Below are 25597 nucleotides of genomic sequence, written 5' to 3' on the forward strand. Positions count from 1 at the left end.
CTGGCACGGGCCGGCGCATGGACCGGCCCTCCCGGCATGCTCTCATCTCCCCCTGGGGCGGACCGGGTTGGGGCCATCCGTCCGATGGCCACCGGACGGACGCCTCGCGCGGTGCGGCGCGGTGCAGTCGCCCTCCAGTCGGCCTCCACCCGCGTGGTGCACCATCTCCCCCGCACCACCTCGTCGCACTACGGATGGGTGAACACGACACGATGGCCGAAGACACGGGCGGTTCGCTCCCGGGCGGTGGTGCCGTGCCTTCCGGACCGGCCGCGCTTGCGCACCCGGGCCCGCGCCCCCTCCCGCACCCGCTCCCGTACGCCGTCTCCGGCACCACGCCGGACGCCCTGCGCGCCCGGGCGCGGCGGCTGCGCGCCGGGCTGGACGCGGACGGTGACGCGGCGGCCGGCGCAGGCCTGTGCCGGGCCCTCGCCGGCCCCGGCGCGGCCTTCGCGCACCGGGCGGTGGTCGTCGCAGCCGACCGCGCGGAGCTGGCCCGCGGGCTGGACGCCCTCGCCCTGGGCCGGCAGGCGCCGGGTCTGGTACGCGGCTCCGCGACGCGGGAGGGCGGCCTCGCCGTCCTCTTCGCCGGACAGGGCAGCCGGCGGCCGGGCACGGGCCGGGGCCTGTACGAGGCGTTCCCGGCTTTCGCCGCCGCCTTCGACGAGGTGTGCGCGCAGCTCGGTGACGGCTTGCGGGACCTCGTCTTCGGGGACGACGCCGGCGCCCTGGACCGGACGGGCACCGCGCAGCCCGCGCTGTTCGCCGTCGAGGTGGCGCTGTACCGGCTTGTGGAGGCCTGGGGCGTGGTGCCGCGGTTCGTCGGCGGGCACTCGGTGGGCGAGATCGCCGCCGCGCACGTCGCCGGGGTGCTGTCCCTGGCGGACGCCGCCGCACTGGTCACGGCGCGCGGGAGGCTCATGGACGCCCTGCCTGCGGGCGGGGTCATGGTCCGCGTCGCGGCGGGCGAGGAGCGGGTCGCCCGGCTGCTCGTCCCGGACGTGGCCATCGCCTCCGTCGACGGGCCCGACGCCGTCGTCGTCTCGGGCGCCCGCGAGGCCGTCTGCGGGGTGGTGGCGCGGCTGGCCGAGCTGGACGTGAAGTCCAAGGTGCTGCCGACCGGCCACGCCTTCCACTCCCCGCTGATGGACCCGGTGCTGGAGGAGTTCCGTGCGGCCGTCGCCGGCCTGGACTTCCGGCCGCCGCGGATCGCCTTCGTCTCCGCCCTCACCGGCGGCCTGGTGACGGACGCCGTCGCCCGCCCCGAGTACTGGGTGCGTCACGTCCGCGAGACCGTCCGCTTCCAGGACGCCGTCCGTGCGCTGGAGGCCGAAGGGGCTTGCGCTTTCCTGGAGTTGGGTCCCGAGGGTCTCCTGACCGCCATGACCCGCGCCTGCCTCGCGGACGCCGGCGCGGCCGCCGTCCTGGTACCGGCCCTGTGCCGGCAGGGGGACGAGGTACGGGCGCTGCTCACCGCGACCGCGAGCCTGTACGTCCACGGCGCCCTCGCCCGACTCCCGCTGGGGATCCCCGCCGGCCCCCTGGACGCCGGCCGCCCGGCGGACGCCGCCGACGAGGAAGGGGCGGGCACGGAGACGGAGACGGAGGCACGGACGGAGAGCGAGGAGGAGACGGCGACGGGGGCGGGGACGGAGCCGGTCCCGACCGCGACCGCGACCGGCATGACCGCGACGGGTCATCCGCTGGCCGCGTACCGGCTGGACCTCCCGGAAACCGGCTCCGTCCTGTTCACCGGGACGGTCTGCGCCCGCACCCACCCCTGGCCGGCGGGCGGCGAGGTGCCCGCCGGCGCGCTCGTGGAGGCGGCCCTCGCGGCGGGCGCGGCCATCGGTCTGCCAGAGGTCGCCGAGGCGACCGCCGAGGCCTCGCTGGTGCTGCCCGAGCGGGGCCGGGTCCGGCTCCAGCTGCTCGTGCAGGCCCCCGCCGGGTCGGGCCGGCGCAGGCTCACCGTGGCCTCGCGGCCGGAGGCGGCGGGCGAGGAGGAGCCGTGGGTACGGCACCTGACGGCGGTGCTGGCCCCCCGCCGGGCGCCGGCCGGGCCGGAGGACGGCCCCCGTCTCACCGCGTGGCCGCCCGAGGGTGCCGAACCGCTGGAGGTCGACGGGGAGCACCCCGCCCTGGAGCGGGCCTGGCGCCGGGGCGAGGAGTTCTTCGCCGAGGCCGCGCTGCCGGACGGCCGGGTGGCGCAGGCCGGGTCGTACGCCCTGCACCCGGACCTGCTGGACGCCGCGCTGCACCCGGTACTGGCCGCCGGGGAGGGTGCGTCGGCGCCCACCGCCTGGAGCGGCGCGGCCCTGTACGCGACGGGCGCCGCCTCCCTGCGGGTGCGGGCCGTGCGCGGGGCGTTCGGTGTGGTGGAGCTGGAGCTCGCGGACGCCGAGGGCGGGCCGGTGGCGGCCGCCACGGTGACCCTGTCGGCCGTGCCGGACGGCGCCGGCCGGGGCGGACGGCCCGTCACCCCGCTGCACCTGGTGTGGGAGCGGGCCGCCGACGCCCCGGAGGCGGCGGCCTCGGTGACCCGGGCCCTGGTCGGCGTGCGGGGGGACGGCGGGCGGGGCCCGTCGGTCCTGCCGGACGGCGACGGGACGCCCGCCTATCCGGGGCCGGCGGACCTGCCGGCCGCGGGCGCGCCGCCGGAGCTGGTCCTGGCGCCGCTGACGTGGGACGGCTCGCCGCGGGAGGTGTCCGGGGCCCTGGTGCGGGCCGCGGTGGGCGAGGCCCGCGAGCTGGTGGGCGCCTGGCTGGCCGACGAGCGCTGCGCGGACACGGCGCTGGCCGTGGTGACGAGCGGCGCCGAGGCGGTGCTGCCCGGCGAGGACGTGCCCGACGTGGCCGGGGCGGCCGTACGCGGCTTCGTGCGCTCGGTGCAGGCGTGGCTCGCCGAGGAGGGCGCGCGCCGCCTCATCCTGGTGGACGTGGACGACAGCGACGCGAGCCGCAAGGCCCTGGTGCGGGCGCTGGGCGGTGCGGAGCCGGAACTGGCGCTGCGCGACGGCGTCGCCTACGCGCGGCGCCTGGTGCGGGCCGAGCCCGTCCCGGCGGGGGCCCTCGCGGCCGACGGCCCGGAGTCGGTGCGGCTGAGCGGTGCCTCCGACGGCCCGTGCGCCGGGGAAGCCGCCCGGCAGCTGGTCGAGGGGCACGGCGTACGGCTGGCGGGGCCCGGCGAGGAGGCGGCGGCCATCGTCCACCTGGCCGGGCCGGAGGGGCCCTCGCTGGAGGCCGCGGTGGACGCCGCGCTCGCCCTGGACCGGCACGGCACGCCGCTGGCGTTCGTCACCACCGTCGGGGGCGTGGTCGGCGCGGGCTGCGCCGAGGAGACCGCCGTCCTGGGGGCGTTCCTCACCGCGCTGGCGGCCCGCCGCCGGGCCGCCGGGCTGCCCGCGGCCGTCCTGGGCTGGGGCGCCGACCCCGAGGGAGTCCCGGCGGGCCTGGTGCCGCTCGCCGGGGCCGCCGGGCCGGCGCCGCTCGGGCACGCGCTCGCGCGGAGCCTGACCCTGGTCTCCGCCCGCGCCGACGCGGGCCCGCTGCGGGCCGCGGGCGGCCCCGTACCGGCGCTGCTGCGCGCCCTGGTCCCCGTACCGCCGCGCCGGGCGGCCAACCGGTGGTCCGCCGGGGGCGTTTCGCCGCGCGAGCGGCTGGCGGCACTGCCCGCCGGGGAGCGGACGGCGGTGCTGACGGACCTGGTGCGCGGGCACGCGGCCGCCGCGCTCGGGCACACCGGCGCCGAAGCGCTGTCCGTGGAAAGGCCGTTCACCGAGCTGGGCCTGCGGCCGGCGGCCGCCGGGCGGCTGGCCGGTGCGCTGTGCGGGGCGACCGGGCTGACGATCGCCCCGCTCGCCGTCTTCGACCATCCTTCGGTGACGCGGCTGGCCGGACACCTGGCCGGGCTGCTCGACGGGGCGCCGCGGGCCGCGGACGCCGCCCGGCGGGCCGGGGGCACGTTCGCCGGACTGTTGCGGGGCGCCCACGCGCAGGGCCGTACCGCCGAGGGCGTGGCGCTGCTGATGGCGGCGGCCGAACTGGTGCCCGGCTACGACTCCCGCGCCGGGGTGGCGCACTGGCCGGCCCCGGCCGAGCTGGCGCCCCACCGGGGGGGCGCGGCGGGGCTGTTCGCGTTCCCGTCGCTGGGCGCGGGCTCCGGCCCGCACGAGTACCTGGCGCTGGCCGGGGCCCTGGCCGGCGGCCGGGGCCTGACGGTGTTCGCGCACCCCGGGTTCGCGGGGGAGGCGGTGCTGCCGCGCAGTCGGCAGGCACTGGTGAGGGCGCAGGCGGAGGCGGTCGCCTCGGCGGCGGGAGCGGCACGGCCGGTGCTGCTGGGGCACTCCTCCGGCGGCTGGGTCGCGCACGCCGTGGCCCGGGAGCTGCTGGAGATCGGGAGGGAGGCGGCGGCGGTGGTGCTGCTGGACACGTACGCGCGCGGTGAGGGCCGCCACGGGCTCGCGGTGCTGACGGAGCGGGTCCTCGACCCGGACGGCCCGCTGGGGGTGCCCGACGACGGGCGGTTCCTGGCGATGGGCGGCCATCTGCGGGTGTTCGCCGACTGGACGCCCGAGCCGGCTGCGGCGCCGACGCTGCTGGTGCGCGCCGCCGAGTCGGCGGCCTCGGCCGCGGGCGGCTGGGAGTACGCCGACCACGTGGCGCAGGTGCCGGGCGACCACTTCTCGCTGCTGGACGCGGACGCGGGCGCGGTGGCCGCCACCGTGGACCGCTGGCTGCGGAAGGTGGCCCGCTGATGGCGGCGGCCGGGCGGCTGCTCGCCGTGTCCGACCTGCACGTGGTGCACGCCGAGAACCGGCGGCTGGTCGAGGAGCAGATCGTGCCGACCTCCCCGCGGGACTGGCTGCTGGTGGCCGGGGACGTGAGCGAGACGGTGTCCGAGATCGCGTGGGCGCTGGGCCTGCTGCGGGAGCGTTTCGCGCGGGTGGTGTGGACCCCGGGCAACCACGACCTGTGGACGCCCCGGGACGACGAGGTCTCCCTGCGCGGGGAGGCCCGTTACCGGCACCTGGTGGAGATGTGCCGGGGCCTGGACGTGCTGACCCCGGAGGACCCGTACCCGGTGTGGGAGGGGGAGGGCGGCCCGGTGGCCGTCGCCCCGCTCTTCGTCCACTACGACTACTCGTTCCGGGCGCCGGGGCTGACGAAGGAGCAGTCGCTGGCCGCCGCCCACGAGTCGGGGGTGGTGTGCACGGACGAGTTCCTGCTGCACACCGACCCGTACCCGGACGCCGACAGCTGGTGCCGGGCCCGGGTGGCGCGGACGCGGGCCCGCCTGGACGAGGTGGACCCGGCGCTGCGGACCGTTCTGGTCAACCACTACCCGCTGGTCCGGGAGCCCACCGACGTCCTGCGCTATCCGCAGTTCGCGCAGTGGTGCGGGACCACCCTCACGGCGGACTGGCACCTGCGCTACCGGGCGGCGGCCGTGGTCTACGGGCACCTGCACATCCCCCGGACGACGTACCACGACGGGGTGCGCTTCGACGAGGTCTCCATCGGCTACCCGCGCGAGCGGCGCGTACGGGGCCTGACGCGCGGTGTGCTGCGGGACGTCCTGCGGCCGCGCGAGGGCGGGGTCTGAGCGGAAGCGGTACGGCGGCCGGCGGCGGGAAAAACCGATGGGCCAGTTTTGTTTTACCCGCCGCCGGGCTTTTCCTGTGCGCCGGGGCCGAAAATTCGGATGCACCCATGGCGGGTCGCACTGTATTGTCACCCGAGCCGCGCTCCGGCGGAATTTGAGCGGAGCGTGCGGGAACGGGAAAAGGGCTGCCGCGACCCGGCCGGTGACCGGGTCGCGGCAGCCCGCGCGTTCAGGGGAGGGAAAGGGTCAGCCGGCCTTGCGGCGGAAGGTCCGGTTCTGGCCGTTGGGCCCGTTGAAGCCCTTGATCTTCAGACGGCCCTCGTGGTGGGCCTGCTGGGAGCGGGAGTTGCGGGCCTTGCGCTCCAGAGCCTCGCGGAACTTGGCCTTGCCGTCGGCCTCGGCGGCGTGGTTTTCCGGCGTATCAGTCATGGGTTACCTCCTGGGCTTTTTCTAGAGCAGTTTTATTGTGACATCCGAGTGGACGTATGGCGACCCTCTTCCGGGGAAATGGCGCAATTCCTGCGGGAATGGCGCGCCGGGGAAGAGGGATTCAGGCGGCGTAGGCGGCGAGTTCCGCGGCCAGGGCGGCGTCGACGTTGGCCTTCAGGAGGGTGCCCGTTTCGCCGTGGGATTCGGAGAGGATCTCGCCGTTCGCGTGGACGCGGGCGACCAGGTGTCCCTCGCTGTAGGGGATCAGGACCTCGATCTCCGTTTCGGGGTGCGGGAGTTCGGCCTCGATGCGGGACAGGAGGGCGGCGATGCCCTCGCCCGTGCGGGCCGAGACCACGACGGCCCCGGGCTCCGCCTCCAGGAGGCGGCCGAGGGCCTCCGGGTCGGCGGTGTCGGCCTTGTTGACGACGACGACCTCCGGGACGCCCGCGCCGCCGACCTCGCCGACGACCGCGCGGACCGCCTCGATCTGGGCCTGCGGGTCGGGGTGCGAGCCGTCGACCACGTGGAGGATCAGGTCCGCCTCGGCCACCTCCTCCAGCGTCGAGCGGAACGCGTCGACGAGCTGGTGCGGCAGGTGGCGGACGAAGCCCACCGTGTCGGCCAGGGTGTAGGCGCGGCCCGCCGGGGTCTCCGAGCGGCGGACGGTCGGGTCCAGGGTGGCGAACAGGGCGTTCTGGACGTGGACGTCCGCGCCGGTGAGCCGGTTGAGGAGCGAGGACTTGCCCGCGTTGGTGTAGCCGGCGATGGCGACCGAGGGGACCTTGTTGCGGCGGCGCTCCTGGCGCTTGAGGTCGCGGGCGGTCTTCATCTCGTCGATGTCCCGGCGCATCTTGGCCATCTTGTCGCGCAGCCGCCGCCGGTCGGTCTCGATCTTCGTCTCGCCGGGGCCGCGGGTGGCCATGCCGCCACCGCCGGCCCCGCCGCCGCCCATCTGCCGGGACAGGGAGGCGCCCCAGCCGCGCAGGCGCGGCAGCATGTACTGCATCTGCGCGAGCGCCACCTGGGCCTTGCCCTCGCGGGAGGTGGCCCGCTGGGCGAAGATGTCGAGGATCAGGGCGGTCCGGTCGACGACCTTGACCTGGACGAACTCCTCCAGCCGGACGAGCTGCGAGGGGCTCAGCTCACCGTCGCAGACGACGGTGTCGGCGCCCGTGTCGATGACGATGTCACGCAGTTCCTTCGCCTTGCCGGAGCCGATGTAGGTGGCCGGGTCCGGCTTGTCGCGGCGCTGGATCACCCCGTCGAGGACCAGGGCGCCCGCCGTCTCGGCGAGGGCGGCGAGCTCGGCGAGGGAGCTCTCGGCCTCGGCGACCGTGCCGGAGGTCCAGACACCGACCAGCACCACGCGCTCCAGGCGGACCTGGCGCTGCTCGACCTCGACGACGTCGCGGAGTTCGGTGGAGAGGGAGGCGACGTGGCGCAGCCCCGTCTCCTCCCGCGCGTCGATGGCCTCGGCCGTGCCGATCGGGCGGGTCGAGGGGGTGGTCGCGGGCTGTTCGTTCGCGGTCATGCGCATCCAATCGGAAGGGGTGGTTGGGAGGTCGGTCACTGGTTCAGACGGGTCGTGAGGCGGATGTCCGCCGAGGAGGAGCCGACGCTCACGGCGCGCGGGCCGGGGGCGCCGGTCCAGGCGTGGCGTCCGGTGTCCCAGTACTGGAGCTGGCGGGCGTCGACCGGGACGGTGACGCGCTTCTCCTCGCCGGGTTCGAGGGAGACCTTGGTGTAGCCGGCGAGCTTCTTGACGGCCTGCGGCGCGGAGACGAGGGGGCTGGGGCCGAGGTAGACCTGGACGGCCTCCTTGCCGGCGACGGGACCGCTGTTGCGGACGGTCACGCGGACGGCCGCCCCGGCGGCGGTGCGTTCCACGGCCAGGTCGCGGTAGTCGAACGTGGTGTACGACAGGCCGTGGCCGAACGGGAAGAGGGGGGTGACCCCCTGCTTGTCGTACCAGCGGTAGCCGGAGTAGATGCCCTCGCTGTACTCCTGTTTGCCGTCGACGCCGGGGAACCGCCTGGGGTTCCCGGCGACGGGGTGGGCGTCCTCGGAGGCGGGGAAGGTCTGGGTGAGCCGGCCGCTGGGGTTGGCGTCCCCGTACAGCAGGGCGGCGGTGGCCTGGGCGCCCTCCTGGCCCGGGTACCACATGTCGAGGACGGCGGCGGTGCCGGCGAGCCACGGCATCAGCACGGAGGAGCCGGTGTTGAGGACGACGACGGTGTTCGGGTTGGCGCGGGTGACGGCGGAGATCAGCGCGTCCTGGCCGTCGGGCAGGGAGAGCGAGGGCCGGTCGTAGCCCTCGGATCCCTCGTCCTGGGCGAAGACGACGGCGGTCTTGGCGGCGCGGGCGGCGGCCACGGCGCGTTCGAGGTTCTGCGCGGCCTGCTGCGGGGTGACCCAGGTGAGGTCGACGGACAGGGGGCGGTCGGGCCAGGCCCAGCCGCTCATGGACAGCTTGTGGGTGCCCCGGGTGAGGTGGAGGACGACGCTGGTGGTCTCGCTGAAGGAGTCGGCGGCGTAGACCGGTTCCTGTCCTTCGATCTGCAGGACGGCGAGGCCGCCGTCGACGCGGACGCCGATGCGGTAGTCGCCGTCGGCGGGGACGGTCAGGGTGCCGTCGTAGAAGGCGCGGTCGCCGCCGGGGTCGAGCTGCTTGCCTCCGGTGAAGGCGGGGCTGAGGTTCTCGGCGGGCAGCGGGGTGCCGAGCCGGTCGACGCCGGGTTCGTAGCGGACGGTGGCGCCGGATCCGGCGCGCTCGCGCAGGGCGTCCAGCGGGGCCTTGGCGGCGTCGGGCACGACGTGGGCGCTGCCGAGGCCGGAGACCTTGGGGCGCAGGGCGCTGTCGCCGATGACGGCGAGGTCGGTGCCGGCCGCGCCGGTGAGCGGCAGGGCCGGGCGGCCGCCCGCGGGCGCGGTGTTGCGCAGCAGGACGGCCCCGTTCTCGGCGACGGCGCGGGCGGTGTCGCGGCCGGCCTGGGCGTCGCGTGCGGGCCGTGGGGCCGCGGGGGCGTCAAGGAGGCCGAAGCGTTCCATCTGGCCGACGATGCGGGTGACCGCGCGGTCCAGGGCAGCCTGCGGGACGGTGCCGTCGGAGAGGGCCTTGCGCAGGGAGGAGCCGAGGTACTTGGAGTCGGGGACGGGGTCGGTGGGCTTGCCCATCTCCAGGCCGAGTTCCTGGTCGAGGCCCTTGGTGAGGTCGGTGGTGGCGTGGGTGGCGAGCCAGTCGGACATCACCCAGCCCCGGAAGCCCCACTGTTCGCGCAGGACCTTCTGGAGCAGCTGGTCGTTGCCGCAGGAGTGGGTGCCGTTGACCCCGTTGTAGGCGCACATGACGGCGGCCGCGCCGGCGTCGACGGCGCTGCGGAAGGCGGGGAGTTCGACCTCCTGGAGGGTCTGCTCGTCGATGGCGGCGTCGACCGTGAAGCGGTCGGTCTCCTGGTTGTTGCCGGCGAAGTGCTTGACCGTGGCCATCAGGCCCTGGCTCTGGGTGCCCTTGATCTGGGCGGCGGCGGTGCGGGAGCCGACCAGGGGGTCCTCGCCGAAGGTCTCGAAGTTGCGGCCGCCGTAGGGCACCCGGATGGTGTTGACCATGGGGCCGAGGACGACGTCCTGTCCGAGCGCCCGGCCCTCGTGGCCGAGGACCTTGCCGTAGGCGGTGGCGAGGGAGTCGTCGAAGGTCGCGGCGAGCGCCGTGGGGGTGGGCAGGGCGGTGGCGCGGACGCCGTTGAGGCGGACGCCGGCCGGCCCGTCGGAGGCCTGGAGGGGGGGTACGCCCAGGCGGGGCACGCCGGGGAGGTAGCCGACGCCCCGGGCGAGGGGCCCGCCGGTGGGGCCGGCCGTCCAGTGGACGAAGGACAGCTTCTCGTCGAGGGTCATCCGGGCGACGAGGGCGCGGACGCGGGCGGTGCCCTCGGTGCGGTCCTCGGTGGCACCGGCCGGCGCGGCGGTGAGCAGGCCGCCCGTGCACAGGAGGGCCGCCGAGGCGGCGAGGAGGCGGGTGGCGCGGGTGCCGGGGCGCCACCGCCCGCGTATGCGGAGGGTGCGGCGGAGGCGGGGTGTTCGCTCCCCTGACCTGCGGGACGGCATGGGGGGTCTCCTGAGTCTTTCGGCGGTGCGGCGTGGCGCGGCCGGGCGGCCGGCGGCGGCACGCGGGGGTGGGGCGGCCCCGGAGGGGCGCCGGGGATATGCGTACGTCCACGCTTCCGCAGATCCGGCCCGGGGAGGAGGTCGCCCGGCCACACTCTTCGCGGGGCCGTGCCCGGGGGCCCGAATACCGGTCCGCAGCAGGGATGTTGGGCGGCGGCACGGCGGCCGGTGGACGGCGGGAGGGGCCCGGAGCGGGTGCGCGGGCCCCCGGAGCGGGCCCGGGGTGGTGGCCCGGCCACCACGCGCGGCGGGCCCGGCGGGCGGTGCGGGGCGAGCCGGGGCGGGCGGGGTGACCGGCCGGTAAGTGTGTTTCCGGCCTACCTGGGCCCGGCGCCGCCCGCCGGGGAGGGTGGAGGGGATCCCACGACCACGACACCGCGAACTGCCCCGGCCTGCCTGCCTCGGGGTGCCCGACACCGAGGAGCGTCATGCGAACCGTTCGCCCGGCCCCGGAAGCCGAGAGCCTGTCCCGTGTCCCGCCCTCGGAGGTCCGGGCCCTGCGCGCGTCGGTGCTGGGTTCGCTGCGCCGCCGGGACCAGCGGCACAAGGGCGAGCTGTACGTACGGGCCCTGCTGGACACGCCCGGCCGCAAGACGATGCGCAACCTGGCCGTGACCACCGGCGAGCGGGCCGCGGAGCAGAGCCTGCACCACTTCATCAGCTGCTCGACGTGGGACTGGAACCCGCTGCGGGCGGAGCTGACGGCCGGTCTGGAGCGGCTGCTGGCCCCGCGCGCCTGGGTGGTGCGCCCGCTGGTGATACCGAAGACGGGCCGGCACTCGGTGGGCGTGGGCCGCAGGTTCGTCCCGCAGTTGGGGCAGGTCGTCAACAGCCAGCACGGATACGGGTTGTGGCTGGCCTCGGGCGCGGCGGCGGCCCCGGTGAACTGGCGGCTCTCGCTGAGCGGGGACTGGCTCGACGACACGGAGCTGCGCCGCCGGGCGGCGATCCCCGACGACTCGGCGGACGCGGGGGCGGCGGGTGCGCCGGAGGCGCTGGCCGTGGACATGGTGGTGGAGGCGGCCGGCTGGACCGGGGCGGCGCTGCCGGTGGTGGCCGACGCCCGGGAGGAGGCCGTGCTGCCGCTGGTGGAGGCATTCTCGCGGGCCGGCCTGCCGTTCCTGCTGCGCATCGGGACCGGTACGGGCCTGCTCGCGCCGAACCTGTCGGCCGGACGAAGCCGGGCCGTGGCGGGGTCGGCGGGCGGGCTGGCGGAGCTGGCGCGGCCGCAGCGGCGGCCGGTGCAGTGGCCGGACCCGGCGCGCCCGGGGCGGACGCAGACCTCGCTGGTGGGGTTGTTGCCGGTGCGGCTGCCCGGCGGTCCGGCGGCGGTGCCGCTGACGCTGGTCGGGGTGTGGTCGCCGGTCTCCCGGGAGGTGTCGGAGCTGTGGCTGACCAGTCTGACCGGGGCCGGCCGGGGCACCCTGCTGGGGCTGGGCGGGCTGATCGGGCGGGCCGACGCCGACTTCCGCGGCACCAGCCTGCCGGTCGGTGCGCTGGACTTCGAGGGGCGGTCCTACAAGGGCTGGCACCGGCACGCCACGCTCGTGTCGCTGGCGCACGCCTCGCGGCTGCTGGAGGCGGGCGCGCACCGGGGTCCCGTCGCGTCCGTCACGTCGATCCCGCTGACGGGGGGACGCCGGGTGCGGGGTCGAGTGCGGCGCGCGCCCGGTGCAGCCGCAGCGCGAGCTGAAGTTCCAGTGCCTGGTCGGGGTGCTGCCAGTCCCGGCCGAGCAGCTGGGTGATGCGTTCCAGGCGGCGGGAGACCGTGTTGGGGTGCACGTAGAGGATCTCGGCGGCCCGGGTGGGGCTGCCGGCGGCGCCGAACCAGCCGTCGAGGGTCTCCACCAGGTTGCCGAAGCGTTCCGCGTCGTGCTCCAGGAGCGGGCCGAGGGTGCGGTCGACGAACCCGGCGACGTCGTGGTCGTCGGAGAGCAGCATGCCGAGGAAGCCCAGGTCGCGGTCGTCGGCGGAGCGGCCGGTGGCGCCGAGGGCGGTGAGCGCCTCCAGACAGCGCACGGCCTGCCGGTAGGAGCGGTGGACGGCCTCGGCGCCCCGCGCGGGCCCGCAGGCCCCGGCCGTCACCGGGGCCCCGGTGGCGGTGGCGAGTTCGGCGCGCACCCGCGCGGCCGCCCCGGAGGCGTCCTCACCGGGCAGCAGCAGGACGAGCCGGTCGCCCTGGAGGGTCTTCATGCCCCGGTGGCGGCGGGCGTAGGCGGCGGCCCAGCTCTCGACGAGACCGGCCGCCGGACTGTGTGCATCGGCGACGACCAGCACGTACGGGCGCTGGAGCACGGCGGCGACGCCGCGGGCCCGTTCCACGAGCCGCTCGGCCGGGGCCTCCCGGGTGGTGAGGTCGGCGAGCAGGTCGTCACGCACCCGCCCTTCGACGGCGCTTGAGCGCTGGACGACGAGCAGCAGGGCGACGATACGGGCGTAGGAGAGCAGGACCCGCTCGACCGGCGTCCCTCCGTCGGACCCCGGGTGGAACAGGAGGCAGCCGATCTCCTCCGAGCGCACCGACAGCGGAAGCACCCAGGTGCCGTCGGACAGCCGGCAGGCCACCCCGGTGGCGGCCGCGTTGAGCCGTACGCGGTCCAGCTCCTCGGGGTCGGGGCGGGGCATCCTGCCGAGCTCGGCGAGACGTTCGCCGGCCGCGCCGCGCACGGAGAGGCTGCCGCCGAGTTCGGCGGCGGCACGGGCGAGGAGGTCGTCGAGACCGATCCCGTCGAGGACGAGCTGGACGAGCTCGTCCTGGACGCTGCCCGCGCGCAGGGCGTCGCCGAGGGAGGCCCTGACCCGTGAACCGGCCCGCGCCAGTTCGGCGTTGGCGGTGTGGACGCCCTCCAGCAGGCGGGCGCTCTGGATGGCCGTGGCGGCGAGGTCGGCCAGGGAGCGCATCAGCGCGATCTCGTCGGGGGTGAAGTGGTGGATGCCGCGGGCGGCCGCGTACAGGTAGCCGATGTGCCGGTCGTCCGCGCACAGCGGTACGCCGAGCACCGCCTGGAGGGATTCGGCGTGCAGCACCTCGTCCAGGGCGGTGGCGTGGGTGGGGTGGTCGTCGGCGAGGTGGTCGGCGGTCCAGAAGGGGGCGGGCCGCTCCCCGGGCCCGGCCGCCGCCGGCAGGGCACCGGCGGGGATGCGGTAGCCGACGGTGAGCGCGCTGACGGCGCCGTCGGCGGTGGTGAGGGTGGCGGAGCCGTCCTCGTCGAGGAGGACGACGGCCGCCAGGTCCATGGTGGTCATGAGCCGGGCCCGGCGGGTGATCAGGCGCAGGGTCGCGTCGAGGCTGCCGGGACGGGTCAGGTCGCGGGCGGCGTCGACGAGCGCGGCGAGTTCGGCCTCGCGCCGGCTGCGCCGCTCGAAGTGGGCGTTGACCTCCAGGGCGAGGCCCCTGGCGCGCTCCAGCCGTTCGACGTGCGGTGCGGGGCCGGAGGTGCGGGCGCGGGCGACGAGTTGGTCGTAGGCACGGGCCGGCGCCTCGCCCGCGAGGAGTTCGAGCACGCGAAGTGCGCCGTCGTCGGTGTGGGAGTCCTCCCCGGTCACTATTGCCCCCGATCGGCCGGATCCGTCGATGGCGGGGAAAGTAACTTCCGGTTATAAGGAGCGTCAACCGACCTTTATGGCCCTCATACATGTGGTATCGCGGTGATCCGGCCACCGCCGGGGGCTGCGGGAAGGGGCCCCGGGGGTGTCCGCGGCACCTGGCCCGGGCCCGCGCCGCGGCCTACGCTGGACCGTTTGCCCCGGCAACGCCGCGAGGTCCGGCGCGCGGGCGGCCGGGGCCCGGAACGGGACCGGACGGGCCCCGGAGCGGCCGGCGGGCGGGCCGGGAAGGGCCCCCGGAGTCCGGCGGGACACGAGCGGTCCTGGTCCGGACCTGGGCCGGGCCCCGGCCGGGACTCCAGGCGGCCGATGGCTCAGGCGGGCACGCCGACGAACAGGCCGCGGCCCGACGGTCCGCCCTCCAGGAACTCCACCTCCAGGCCGGCCCGGACGAACGCCCGCTCGTACGCCGCCCGCTCGAAGAGGGTGATGCGGTGGCTCTCGGCGAGGTGCGTGATCTCCTCGCCCGGTGAGGCGATCAGGTAGTGGACGTCGATGCGGGTGGCGTCGTCCTCCAGCCGCGAGTGCGAGACGCGCGAGATGGTCCTGCCCTCCGCCTCGGTGATCGACGCCCCGACGTAGCCGGGGGTGAAGGTCTCCGGGAACCACCACGGCTCCACCACGACCACCCCGCCCGCCGGGTCGAGGTGCGCGGCGAACCGGGCGAGCGCCGCGTCGAGTTCGGCCTGGTCGCGCATGTGGCCGATGGAGCTGAACATGCAGGTGACGGCGGAGTGGGTGGTGCCGAGCGCGAAGTCGCGCATGTCGCCGAGGTGGACGGTCACGTCCGGGTTGCGGCGCACGGCCAGTTCGCGCATGTCCGGGGAGATCTCCACCCCCTCGACCGATGCGAAGAGGGGGGCCAGGTGCTCCAGGTGGAGGCCGGTGCCGCAGGCCACGTCCAGGACGCTGTGCGCGCCCGGCACCCGGGAGCCGATCAGCGCGGCGAGGTCGGCGGCCTCACGGGCGTAGTCCTTGCCCTTGCCCTGGTGGACGAGGTCGTAGAGGCGGGCGATGCCGCCCGCGTAGGCGGTGGTCACGAGGGGTCTCCTTGGCCGGGGTGGGCGGAACCACGGCGGCGGGCGCGGTGCTCCGCCGCCAGCCGTTCCAGGGTCGGTACGAGCGCGGCGGGCGTCGGCTGCGCGAGGGCCTCCTCGCGCAGGCGGCGGGCCCCGGCGGCGAGCGAGGGGTCGGTGAGGGCCCGTACGACGGCCTCGCGGAGGGTGGCCGCGTCGAGCTTCGCCGGGGGCAGGTCGATGCCCGCGCCCGCCCCGGCGTGCAGTTCGCCCTTGAGCGGGGCGTCCCACAGGGAGCCGACGATGATCTGCGGCACCCCGTGCACGGTGGCGGTGTACCCGGTGCCTGCGCCGCCGTGGTGGACGATGGCCGCGCAGGTGGGCAGCAGGGCGTCCATGGGGACGAAGTCCACGGCCCGGATGTTGCCGGGGAGGGCCGCGCGGTCCTGGAGCTGGCCGGCGTCGAGGGTGGCGACGATCTCGGCGTCGACGTCGCCGAGGGCGTGCAGGAGCTCCTCGAAGGGGACGGCGTCACGCCCGTACGTCTCGCGCGCCGACACCCCGAGGGTGAGGCAGACGCGGGGCCGGGCGGGCGGCTCGTACAGCCAGTCGGGGACCACCGAGGGCCCGTTGTACGGGACGAAGCGCATCGGCAGCACCTGGCCGGGCACCGGCAGGCGCAGTGCCGCGGGGGCGGGGTCGATGCTCCACATGCCGCCGATGAGCTCCTCGACCGCGGCGGCGTCGGGGGTGACGCCGAAGCGGCCCAGGGTCCAGGTGAGCCAGTCGGCCATCGGGTCCTCGCGGCACTCCTCGGGCTGGAGGGCGCGCAGGGCGAGGAACTGGCGGCGGGCGTTCAGGATGACGTCGGGGCCCCACAGCAGACGGGCGTGGGCGGCGCCGACGACGTGCGCGGCGATCGGGCCGGCGTAGGTGAACGGCTCCCACAGCACCAGGTCGGGCTGCCAGGCCCGGGCCAGCGCGACGGTGTCGTCGATGGTCGTGTCGCCGTTCAGCGGCGCGAACGACATGGCCGTCATCATCGTCTGCTGCCCGAGGGCGTGTTCCCAGCCGAGCGGCCCGCCCCGGGTCTGCGCGAAGTCCAGGCCCTGCTGGTAGGGGGTGGGGTCGCCGCCTATCTGCGTCATCAGCTCCACGATGGAGTCGAGGTCGCCGACGGGCGCGGCCGTCAGCCCGGACCCGTTGATCACGTCGGTGAGCGCGGGCTGGCTGGCCACCCGTACCTCGTGCCCGGCGGCGCGCAGCGCCCAGGCCAGCGGCACCAGGTTGTAGTAGTGCGTGTTGTGCGCGAAGCACGTGATCAGGACGCGCATGGCATCCGCTCTCCCTACGGTCGGGGCGGGGTTCAGGAGGGGAAGGTCGGGGCGGTTCAGGGGCGGCCGCGGCCGGCGGCGACCGGCTGGCGCGCCGGGGCCCGCAGCACGGGCGACCGCAGCCGGGTCACCGGGTCGCCGTCGGCGCGCAGGCCCGGGTGGGTTTCGGCGAGGGTGCGCAGAGCGGCCCGCGCGACGGCCTTGACCAGGTGCGCGGACAGCCCGAAGTGCAGGTCGGGCGAGAGGCCGAAGGGCGGGGCGTCCCGCGGGGCCCGCGGGTCGCGGTTGACGGCGGCGACGAGGAGGGTGACGCGGGCGCCGGCGGGGAGTTCGGTGCCGGCGAGGGTGACGGGGGTGCGTACGACGCGGGACTCCAGCCGGACGGGGGGCGCCGTGCGCAGGGTGTGCTCGACGACCTCCCCGGCCCGGTCGGGGTCCTCGGCGAGGCGCCGCCAGCCGCCGGGCTCGTCGAGCAGCAGGCGGACGGCGTTGGCGATGAGGACGGCGGTGGGCTCGGCCGCGCTGAGGGCCATGATCTTCGCGGCGCGGACGGTGTCGGCGGTCGACTCGTACAGGGCGTCCGTCAGCAGGCCGACCATGGCCGTCTCGGCGGCCTCGGCGGCCAGCGCCGTGGCGTGCGTCTGCGGGCACAGCAGGCCGTCGAGGGCGTGGCGGCAGTCGGGCAGGAGGCGGGAGAACCGCTCGTGGGCGGCCTCGGGCAGGCCGAGCTGTTCGGCGAGGACCGGGCCGGTGAGCCGGCGGGCGAAGTCCTCGGCGAGGTCGAAGCGGTCGCCGAGCGCGGCCAGGACCGTACGGGCCCACGTGGCGGTCCGCTTCTCCACGCACGCGGCGTCGTCCGCCCACAGCAGGGAGCCGCCGAAGGCGGTGAGCGCGGCGAGCGGCGCGGCGGAGGCGCGGTCGAGGGTGAGGACGGCGCTGCGGAAGGGCAGCGGGTCCCCTCCGGGGGTGTCGGCGGCGGGGCCGGGGCCGTCGAAGGCCGGGTTGTCGATGACCTCCTGGGCGACGGCCCGGTCGGCGGTGACCCAGGTGTCCAGCAGGGTGCTGTGGTGGAGCGGGCCGAGGGCGCGGACGGCCTCCTCGGCGTCGGTCGGCTCTCCGGTGCCGGCGCGCAGGACCAGGCCGTAGGGGTCGGCTTCGATGCCGGCGAACCACTGGGCGGCCCGGGTGAGTTGGTTCCTGCGGGCCCGGCGGGCGATGTCCCGTCCGCGGTCCTCGGTCAGCAGCTCGGAGGTCATGTCTCTCCTCGTCATCGGTTGCAGCCGGGCAGCGCGTCCAGCCAGGCGTCGACGGCGCGGGCCGTGGCCGGGGCGTGCTCGGTCATCATCGTGAAGTGGTTGCCGGGGACGTCGGTGACGGTGTGGGCCGCGTCCCAGACGGATCGCCAGTCCTCGCGGGGGTCGGTCCACGCGGCCATGGGTTCTGTGGCGCGCAGGTGCAGGACCGGGGCGCGGGTGGGCTCCGGTGTCCAGTCGAGGAGGAGTCGGTGGTAGGCACCCATGGCGGTGAGCCGGGTGTCGTCGAGGGGTACGGGTGAGCGGTCCATCGCCCATCGCAGCATGACATCCCGCCAGACGCCCATGGCGCCGGGCGCGCTGGGGGTGTAGATGTCGGCGAGGACCAGGGCGGCGGGGCCGGTGCCGTGCCGTTCCAGATGGCGGGTGAGGGCGTGGGCGGCGTTGGCGCCGGCGGAGTGCCCGATCAGGGCGTACGGGCGGCCCTGCGCGAGCCGCTCCACGGCGGCGGCGTGCGCGGCGCAGAGGGCCTCCAGTGAGTCCGGCAGCGGCTCCCCGTCGCGGAACCCGGGCTGGGCGAGCGCGACCACGTCCCGCCGTCCGGCGAGGGTGCCGGCGAAGGCGGAGAACTCCAGGGGCCCGGACACGGCGGCGGTTCCGGCGACGCCGATCAGCAGGAGGGGCCCGTCCTGGGCGGTCGGCGCGGCCTGCGCGAGACGGACCGGGGGGAGGGGGTGGGGGCGGCCGGCGGTGAAGACGGGGCGGAGGGCGGCCACGGCGGCCAGGGCGTCGACCGCCCGGTCGACCCGGCCCTCCTCCACCGCGCCGCGGTACAGGGCGGTGAGCGTGCCCTCGCCGGTCCGGCGGTCTCCGGCCGGTCCGGCGGATCCGGCCGGACCGGGGAGGTGTCCGGGGTCCTGGAGGAGCTCCAGGAGGTGGTCGGCGAGCGCGGCGGGGGTGTCGTGGTCGAACAGGGCCTCGGGGGCGGGTTCGAGCCCGGTGGCGGCGGCGAGGCGGCGCCGCAGCTGGGTGACGGCCAGCGAGTCGAAGCCGATGAGGAGGAAACGCGCGTCGGGCTCGACCTCGTCGCCGTGCCCGTAGCCGAGCACGGTGGCGGCCTCCGCCCGCACCAGCCGGAGCAGGTCCTCCCGCCGGGGCTCCGGCCCCGGCCCGGCCGGCCGGGCCGGCCCGGCGCCCGGCCCACCGGGGGCGGGGGCCGGGGTGAGGAGGGGGGTGAGGAGGGGGCTGGGCCGGTAGGCCGTGAAGGAGTCCGCGAAGCGGGGCCAGTCCGTGTCGGTGACCGTCAGCGTGGGGGTGCCGTCGGCGAGGGCGGCGAAGAGTTCGTCCAGGGCGGTGTCCGGGGCCATCGGGCGGACGCCCCTGCGCAGCAGGTACGCGCCGCCCTCCCCTTCGCCCATGCCGTCCCCGCCCCACAGGCCCCACGCCACGGAGGTGGCGGGCAGGCCGTCGGCGTGGCGGCGGAGGGCCAGCGCATCGAGGCCGGCGTTGGCGGCGGCGTACGCGCACTGGCCGGCGCTGCCCCAGACGCCCGCGCCCGAGGAGTAGAGGACGAACGCGTCGAGGCCGAGGGGGCGGGTGAGTTCGTCCAGGTGGCGGGCACCGGCCAGCTTGCCGGCGTAGACCTCCGCGAAGGTGTCGGGCCCGGCCCCGGTCAGCGGGCCGACCTGAGGGACGCCCGCCGCGTGGAACACAGCGGTGAGCGGGGCGTCGGCGGGGACCTCCGCGAGCAGGGCGGCGACCGCCTCCCGGTCCGCGAGGTCGCAGGCGGCGAAGGTCACCTTGGCGCCCAGCGCGAGCAGTTCGCCCTCCAGCGCCTCCGCGCCGGGTGCCTGCCGGCCACGCCGCCCGACGAGCAGCAGGTGCGCGGCCCCCTCCGCGGCGAGCCGCCGCGCGAGCCGCCGCCCGAGCGCCCCGGTCCCCCCGGTCACCAGCACGGTCCCCCCCGGCCGGTACCCCGCCCCGGGCGCGGGTGCGGGGGCCGGGCCGGACGCCGTACCCGCTGTCGAGGCGGGCGTGGGGGTGGGGGACGGTTCGAGGCGGCGGCCGTACGTGTGGCCGGCGCGTACGGCCGCCTGGTCCTCGGGGCCGCCGAGGGCGGCGGCGAGGAGGGTCCAGGACGCGGCGTCCGCCGTCTCCGGCAGGTCGACCAGGCCGCCCCACCGGGCCGGGAGTTCGAGGGCCGCCACCCTGCCGAAGCCCCACAGCTGGGCGCCCGCCGAGCGGGGCCGTTCACCCGGGGCCGCGGCGACGGCTCCGCGGGTCGCGCACCAGAGGCGGGCGGGGACGGCCCGCTCCTCCAGGGCCTGGACGAGGGCCAGCGTGGCCCGGACCCCGGCCGGGACGGAGCCGTGGCCCGGCCCCTCCCGTTCGTCGGCCCCGAGGAGGGAGAGGACTCCGGTGAGGGTGTCGGCGCCGGAGGCGTCCAGCAGCGCGGCCAGCGTCGTGCGGTCGGCGGTGTCGGCGTCGACGGCCACCCGGCGGACGTCCGCGCCGAGCGCGGTCAGGGCGCGCTCGGCGGCGTCGCCGTCGCCGGAGGTGAGCTCCTGGGCGGACTCGACCAGCAGCCAGGTCCCGGTGGGGCCCGCCCCGTCCGCCGCCGCCGGCACCGGCTGCCAGGTGACGCGGTAGCGCCAGGTGCCCGGTGCCCCCGCACCGCCCGGCCCCGCCGGGGCCGCGGGCAGGCCGGCCGGGTCGGCGAGGCCGTACGGGTCCGCCGGGACCCCCGCGGCCGCCGGGCCGCTCCGGTGTCGCGGGGGCGTCAGGGCCGCCGGGCCGGCCGGGCCCGGGGGAAGCGTGGGGGCGCTCGACCGGGCGCGGGAGGTCGGGGCGATCCAGAAGCGGCGGTGCTGCCAGGCGTAGACGGGGAGGGGGACCGGGTGGGCGCCCGTGCCGTCGAAGAGGCGGGCCCGGTCCAGTGCGGCGCCCCGGGCGGCGGCGACGGCCACGGCCTTGAGCAGGGTCTCGGCCTCGGGCCGGCCCCGGCGCAGGGCGGGGACGGCCACGTGCGCGTCGGAGGCCAGGACCTCCTCCGCCATGGCGGACAGGACGGCGTCGGGCCCGAGTTCGACGAAGGTGACGGCCCCCAGGTCGCGGGCGGTCCGCACGCCGTCGGCGAAGCGGACCGCCGAGCGGACGTGCGCGGCCCAGTAGGCGCCGGTGCGCAGGTCGTCGCCGGTGGCGCGCAGGCCGGTGACGTTGGAGACGACGGGGACGCGCGGGGCGCGGTAGGCGAGCCGGTCGGCGAGGGCGCGGAACTCCTCCAGCATCGGTTCCATGAGCGGGGAGTGGAAGGCGTGGCTGACGGTGAGCCGCCTGGTCTTGCGGCCCTGCTCCGCCAGCCGGGCGCCGATCGCCGCGACGGCCTCCTCGGTGCCCGAGACGACCACGGAGCGCGGCCCGTTGACGGCGGCGACGTCGGCGTCGGGGTGCCCGGCGAGCAGCGCCCGCACCTCGTCCTCGCCGGCCCGTACGGAGAGCATCGCGCCCCCGGCGGGCAGGGCCTGCATCAGCCGGCCCCGGGCGGCGACGAGGGCGCAGGCGTCGTCGAGGTCGAGCACGCCGGCCGCGTGGGCGGCGGCGATCTCCCCGACGGAGTGCCCGAGGAGGACGTCGGGCCGCATGCCCCAGTGCTCCAGCAGCCGGAACAGCGCCACCTCCACCGCGAACAGGGCGGCCTGCGCGTACTGGGTGCGGTGCAGCAGCTCCTCCTCGGGGCTGCCGGGCGCGGCGTCGAGGACGGCGGCGAGGGGCCGGTCCAGGTGGGGGTCGAGGCGTTCGGCGACGGCGTCCAGCGCGGCGGCGAACACCGGGTGCGCGGCGCGCAGTCCACGGGCCATGCCGGGGCGCTGGCTGCCCTGCCCGGTGAACAGGAACGCGGTCTTGGCGTCCCGGCGCCGCACGCCCCGTACCACCGCCGCGGAGGGGGTCCCGTCGGCGAGGGCGTCGAGGCCCCGGGCGAGCTCGGCGTACGTGGTGCCGAGGACGACGGCCCGGTGTTCGAAGGCGGTACGGGTCGCGGCGAGCGCGTACCCGATGCCGAGGGCGTCGGGCGCGGCACCGGCGAGGTGCTCCCGCAGCCGCCGCGCCTGCGCGACCAGCGCGGCCTCGGACCGCCCGGAGACGAACCACGGCACGACGGCCGTCACGGCGGGAGCGGGGGCCGCGGCCGGGGGACGGGGGGCTTCCTCCAGGATGACGTGGGCGTTCGTGCCGGCCACGCCGAACGCGGAGACGGCCGCCCGGCGGGGGCGGGGGCCCGCCGGCCACTGGACCGGGGCGGTCAGCAGGCGGACGCCGCCCGAGGACCAGTCGACGTGCGGGGTGGGGCGGTCGGCGTGGAGGGTCTTGGGCAGCAGGCCGTGCCGCATGGCCTGGATGGTCTTGATGACCCCGCCCACCCCGGCGGCCGCCTGGGCGTGCCCGATGTTCGACTTGAGGGAGCCGAGCCGCAGCGGGCGGTCCGCCGCCCGGTCCTCGCCGTAGACGGCGAGGAGGGCCTGGGCCTCGATCGGGTCGCCGAGCCGGGTGCCCGTGCCGTGCGCCTCGACGGCGTCGACGTCCTGCGGTTCCAGGCCGGCGTCGGCGAGGGCCTGGCGGATGACCCGCTGCTGGGAGGGCCCGTTGGGGGCGGTGAGGCCGTTGCTGGCGCCGTCCTGGTTGACCGCCGAGCCGCGGATCACCGCCAGGATCCGCCGTCCCGCGCGGACGGCGTCGGAGAGCCGCTCCAGGACGAGGACGCCGACGCCCTCGGCCCAGCCGGTGCCGTCCGCGTCGGCGGAGAAGGCCTTGCAGCGGCCGTCGGCGGCCAGCCCCTTCTGCCGGGAGAACTCGACGAACGCGGCCGCGTCCGGCATGACGGCGACCCCGCCCGCGAGGGCGAGGGCGCTCTCCCCGCGCCGCAGCGCGGCCACCGCGAGGTGCAGGGCGACGAGCGAGGAGGAACAGGCCGTCTCCACCGTCATGGAGGGGCCTTCGAGGCCGAGTGCGTACGAGATCCGGCCGGACATCACGGCGTCCGCGCTGCCCGTCAGGAGGTAGCCCTCGGAGCCCTCGGGGACGGTGTCCGGGTCGGTCGCGTACGTGCCGTGGGCGGCGCCCACGTACACGCCCGTCCCGCTGCCGCGCAGGGAGCGCGGGTCGATGCCGGTGCGTTCGAGGGCCTCCCAGGAGGTTTCCAGCAGCAGCCGCTGCTGGGGGTCCATGACGACGGCCTCGCGGGGGGAGATGCCGAAGAACGCGGCGTCGAAGTCGGCGGCGCCCGCGAGGAACCCGCCCCGGTCGCAGTACGTGGTGCCCTGCGACTCGGGGTCCGGGTCGTAGAGGCCGGCCAGGTCCCAGCCCCGGTCCCGGGGGAAGGGCCCGGTGGCGTCCCGTCCGGAGGCGACGAGGTCCCACAGCTCCTCGGGCGAGTCGGCGCCGGGGTAGCGGCAGGCCATGCCGACCACCGCGACGGGCTCGTGCGCGGCCGCGGCCAGGTCCCGGTTGAGCCTGCGGAGGCGCTCGCTCTCCTTCAGCGAGGTGCGGAGCGCCTCCATGAGCTTTTCGGAGGACATGGCCATCGGTGGGTCCCTCTCTGGGTACGGCGGGCGGGCGGTGGGGGCGGGGGCCCCGGGGAGGTCAGGCGGCGGAGTCCCGCAGGGCCAGGGCGATCAGCGCGTCCTCGTCGAGGTCGTCGATGGCGTCGAGGTCGTCATCGACGACGACGTCGGCCGGGCCGGGGGCGTCCGGGGCGCCGGCGGCGGCGCCGCTCCGGGCCCCATCGAACGTGCCGCCGCCTGAGCCCCGCTCGGGCGGTGCCGCGAGGGCGAGGAGGGTGTCCAGCAGGCCCGACTCCCGCAGCACGGCGAGCGGTACGGCCGCCAGGGCGGCCCTGACCCGCGCCTCCTCGGGATCGACGGCCACGGGAAGCCCGGGGGCGAGGAGTTCGAGCAGGTGCCGGGCGACGGCGGCGGGCGTCGGGTGGTCGAAGACCAGCGTCGGGGGCAGCTTGCGGCCCGCGGCGGCGCTGAGCCGCTGCGCCAGCTCACCGGCCGTGAGGGAGCTGAAGCCGATGTCCCGGAAGGCCCCTTCGGGGTCGACGTCCTCCGGCCCGGCGTACCCGAGTACGGCCGCCACCGCGCGGCGCACCGCGTCGAGGAGGATCTCGTACCGCTCGGCGGGCCCGGCGGCCGCGAGCAGCCCGGGCAGACCGTCGCCGGCCGGTTCCGCGCCGCCGTCCGTGCCGGCGGCCTCGCGCACGCCGGGCAGGCCGCCGATGAGCGGGCTGGGCCGGAAGGTGGTGAACCCCTTGGCGAACAGGGGCCAGTCCATGTCGGCGAGGGCCACGCACACGTCCTCGCGGTCGAGGGCCCGGCCGAGGGCCGTCACGGCCAGGTCGGGAGCCATGGTGCGCAGGCCCCGGCTGCTGAGGAACTCCTCGCCGGCGCCCTCGCCCATGCCGCCGCCGCCCCACAGGCCCCAGGCGACGGAGGTGGCGGGCAGGCCCTCGGCGCGACGCTGTTCGGCGAGGGCGTCCAGGGCGGCGTTCGCGGCCCCGTAGGCGCTCTGGCCGCCGCTGCCCCAGACCCCGGCGCCGGAGGCGTAGAGCACGAACGCGTCGAGGTCCAGGCCCCGGGCGCGGGTGAGTTCGTCCAGGTGGCGGGCGCCGGTGACCTTGCCGGCGTACACGTCGGCGAAGGAGCCCGTGCCGGTGTCGAGGAAGGCCTCGGAGTGCGGGACGCCGGCGGTGTGGAAGACGGCGGTGGGCGGGTGGGCGTCGAGGAGGGCGGCGAGGTCGTCCCGGTCGGAGACGTCGCAGGCGGCCACGGTCACCTCGGTGCCCAGGGCGCGCAGTTCGCCGGCCAGCGCGTCCGCACCGGGCGCGCCGGGGCCGCGGCGGCTGGTGAGGACGAGGTGTGCGGCACCGTTGCGGGCGAGCCAGCGGGCGACGTGCGCGCCGAGCGCCCCGGTGCCGCCGGTCACCAGGACGGTACCGCGCGGGGTGTACGTACGGCGGGCGGGCGTACCGGCGGCGGGGACGAGCCGGCGCCCGTAGGCACCGGATGCGCGTAGGGCGACCTGGTCCTCGCCCGAGAGGGCCGGGGGGCCGGCGAGGACGGACAGGAGCCGCTGCCAGGTGCGGTCGTCGGGGGCCTCGGGGAGGTCGACGAGGCCGCCCCACAGGGTGGGCAGCTCCAGGGCGATGCCGCGTCCGAGACCCCAGACCTGGGCCCCCTCCGACCCGGGGACCTCGCCCGGGGAGACGGCCACCGCGCCCCGGGTGACGGTCCACAGGCGGCCGGTGAGTCCCGCGTCGGCGGCGGCCTGCGCCAGCAGGGCGGTGCCCACGGCGGCGAGGGGAAGCTCGGAGTGCTCGGGGTGCGGGAGTCCGGCGGTCCCGAGGAGGGAGAGCACCCGGGCGTGTCCGGTGTACGGGGCGAGGGCGGCGGCCAGTCCGGTACGGGTGGCGGTGGCCGCGTCGACGGTGAGCCGGTCGGCGTGGACGCCGTGACGGGCGAGGGCGGCCTCGGCTTCGTCGGCGAGGGCGGTGTCCGTCCCGGCGGGGACCACCAACAGCACGGGCCCGGTCGGCGCCGTGGTGGCACCGGCCCCCGGAAGGGCGGTCCAGGTGGTGCGGTAGCGCCAGCCGTCGATCCCGTCCGGCTGCGCCGGCCCGGCGGTTGCGGGGGCGGAGGGCTCCAGCCAGTGGTGCTCGCGCTGGAAGGCGTACGTCGGCAGGTCGACGCGACGCGCGCCGGTCCCTTCGAAGAGGGAGGCCCAGTCGATGTCCGTCCCCCGGACGAACAGCTCCGCGGCGGACGTCAGGAACCGCTCCAGGCCGCCCTCCTCACGCCGCAGCGAACCGACGGCGAGGACCTCGTCACCCGTCTCCTGGATGCCCATGACCAGCACGGGGTGGGCGCTGGACTCCACGAACGTGGCGAAGCCCTTGGCGAGCAGCGCGCGGACGGTCTCCTCGAAACGGACGGGCTGCCGCAGGTTGCGGTACCAATACGCGGCATCGAGGACGGTCTCCCTGAGAAGACCGCCGGTCACGGTGGAGTAGAAGGGAACCTCGGGCCGGCGCGGAACGATCGGCCCGAGTACGTCGAGCAGTTCGGCCTCGATCCGCTCCACGTGCGCCGAGTGCGAGGCGTAGTCCACCGGCACCTGACGCGCCCGGACCCCCTCCGC

General features: G+C 76.9%; 10 protein-coding genes and 2 pseudogenes. 3 read left to right on the top strand and 9 right to left on the bottom strand.

The genetic code is table 11. The features are described 5' to 3' along the window. Positions 1 to 212: 212 nt before the first annotated feature. Both WDV06_RS15595 and WDV06_RS15600 read left to right on the top strand, forming a co-directional pair. On the top strand, positions 213 to 4754 hold the full coding sequence (locus tag WDV06_RS15595) for an acyltransferase domain-containing protein (RefSeq protein WP_395510343.1): 4542 nt from the start codon (positions 213 to 215) through the stop codon (positions 4752 to 4754). After that, a complete protein-coding gene (locus WDV06_RS15600; RefSeq protein WP_395510344.1) occupies positions 4754 to 5602 on the top strand; it encodes a metallophosphoesterase family protein in 849 nt (282 codons plus the stop codon). Before WDV06_RS15595 ends, WDV06_RS15600 begins: the two co-directional genes overlap by 1 nt. Before the next feature lie 246 nt (positions 5603 to 5848). Here the strand turns inward: WDV06_RS15600 and WDV06_RS15605 are convergent, their stop codons facing one another. From WDV06_RS15605 to WDV06_RS15615, 3 genes are all read right to left on the bottom strand, one after another. Beyond that, on the bottom strand, positions 5849 to 6031 hold the full coding sequence (locus tag WDV06_RS15605; RefSeq protein ID WP_366455077.1) for a DUF5302 domain-containing protein: 183 nt from the start codon (positions 6029 to 6031) through the stop codon (positions 5849 to 5851). A gap of 121 nt (positions 6032 to 6152) precedes the next feature. Continuing rightward, the gene (hflX, locus tag WDV06_RS15610; RefSeq protein ID WP_395510345.1) at positions 6153 to 7565 is read right to left on the bottom strand and encodes a GTPase HflX; all 1413 of its coding nucleotides are present in this window, start codon (positions 7563 to 7565) and stop codon (positions 6153 to 6155) included. Positions 7566 to 7600: 35 nt separating this feature from the next. Continuing rightward, on the bottom strand, positions 7601 to 10135 hold the full coding sequence (locus WDV06_RS15615) for a beta-glucosidase family protein (RefSeq protein WP_395510346.1): 2535 nt from the start codon (positions 10133 to 10135) through the stop codon (positions 7601 to 7603). Between the two features lie 488 nt (positions 10136 to 10623). On the opposite strand from WDV06_RS15615, the gene WDV06_RS37340 reads away from it, so the two are divergent. After that, entirely contained in the window at positions 10624 to 11940 is a 1317-nt protein-coding gene (locus tag WDV06_RS37340) for an IS701 family transposase (protein WP_463668213.1), read from the top strand. Here WDV06_RS37340 and WDV06_RS15625 read toward each other — a convergent pair. The 6 genes and pseudogenes from WDV06_RS15625 to WDV06_RS15650 form a co-directional block, all read right to left on the bottom strand. Then, positions 11930 to 13741: pseudogene (locus tag WDV06_RS15625) on the bottom strand (GAF domain-containing protein); the annotation flags it as partial. The gene WDV06_RS37340 and the pseudogene WDV06_RS15625 overlap by 11 nt on opposite strands. A gap of 374 nt (positions 13742 to 14115) precedes the next feature. After that, positions 14116 to 14841 (bottom strand): class I SAM-dependent methyltransferase, encoded by a 726-nt coding sequence (locus tag WDV06_RS15630; protein ID WP_395510348.1) that lies wholly within the window; start codon positions 14839 to 14841, stop codon positions 14116 to 14118. Beyond that, positions 14838 to 16151 (bottom strand): activator-dependent family glycosyltransferase, encoded by a 1314-nt coding sequence (locus WDV06_RS15635; RefSeq protein ID WP_395510349.1) that lies wholly within the window; start codon positions 16149 to 16151, stop codon positions 14838 to 14840. Before WDV06_RS15635 ends, WDV06_RS15630 begins: the two co-directional genes overlap by 4 nt. Positions 16152 to 16207: 56 nt before the next feature. Then, entirely contained in the window at positions 16208 to 17407 is a 1200-nt protein-coding gene (locus tag WDV06_RS15640) for a cytochrome P450 family protein (RefSeq protein WP_395510350.1), read from the bottom strand. A gap of 11 nt (positions 17408 to 17418) precedes the next feature. Next, positions 17419 to 22953: pseudogene (locus WDV06_RS15645) on the bottom strand (SDR family NAD(P)-dependent oxidoreductase); the annotation flags it as partial. A gap of 88 nt (positions 22954 to 23041) precedes the next feature. After that, positions 23042 to 25597, bottom strand: a 2556-nt coding sequence (locus WDV06_RS15650; RefSeq protein WP_395510351.1) for a type I polyketide synthase, incomplete at its 5' end; no start/stop codon positions are given.

Source organism: Streptomyces racemochromogenes (genome assembly GCF_044129415.1).
GTDB lineage: Bacteria > Actinomycetota > Actinomycetes > Streptomycetales > Streptomycetaceae > Streptomyces > Streptomyces racemochromogenes_A.

Coding starts and splice junctions, on each gene's coding strand:
- WDV06_RS15600 (WP_395510344.1), top strand. CDS start 4,754: ATGGCGGCGGCCGGGCGGCTGCTCGCCGTGTCCGACCTGCACGTGGTG.
- WDV06_RS15635 (WP_395510349.1), bottom strand. CDS start 16,151: ATGCGCGTCCTGATCACGTGCTTCGCGCACAACACGCACTACTACAAC.
- WDV06_RS15595 (WP_395510343.1), top strand. CDS start 213: ATGGCCGAAGACACGGGCGGTTCGCTCCCGGGCGGTGGTGCCGTGCCT.
- WDV06_RS15640 (WP_395510350.1), bottom strand. CDS start 17,407: ATGACCTCCGAGCTGCTGACCGAGGACCGCGGACGGGACATCGCCCGC.
- hflX (WP_395510345.1), bottom strand. CDS start 7,565: ATGACCGCGAACGAACAGCCCGCGACCACCCCCTCGACCCGCCCGATC.
- WDV06_RS15615 (WP_395510346.1), bottom strand. CDS start 10,135: ATGCCGTCCCGCAGGTCAGGGGAGCGAACACCCCGCCTCCGCCGCACC.
- WDV06_RS37340 (WP_463668213.1), top strand. CDS start 10,624: ATGCGAACCGTTCGCCCGGCCCCGGAAGCCGAGAGCCTGTCCCGTGTC.
- WDV06_RS15605 (WP_366455077.1), bottom strand. CDS start 6,031: ATGACTGATACGCCGGAAAACCACGCCGCCGAGGCCGACGGCAAGGCC.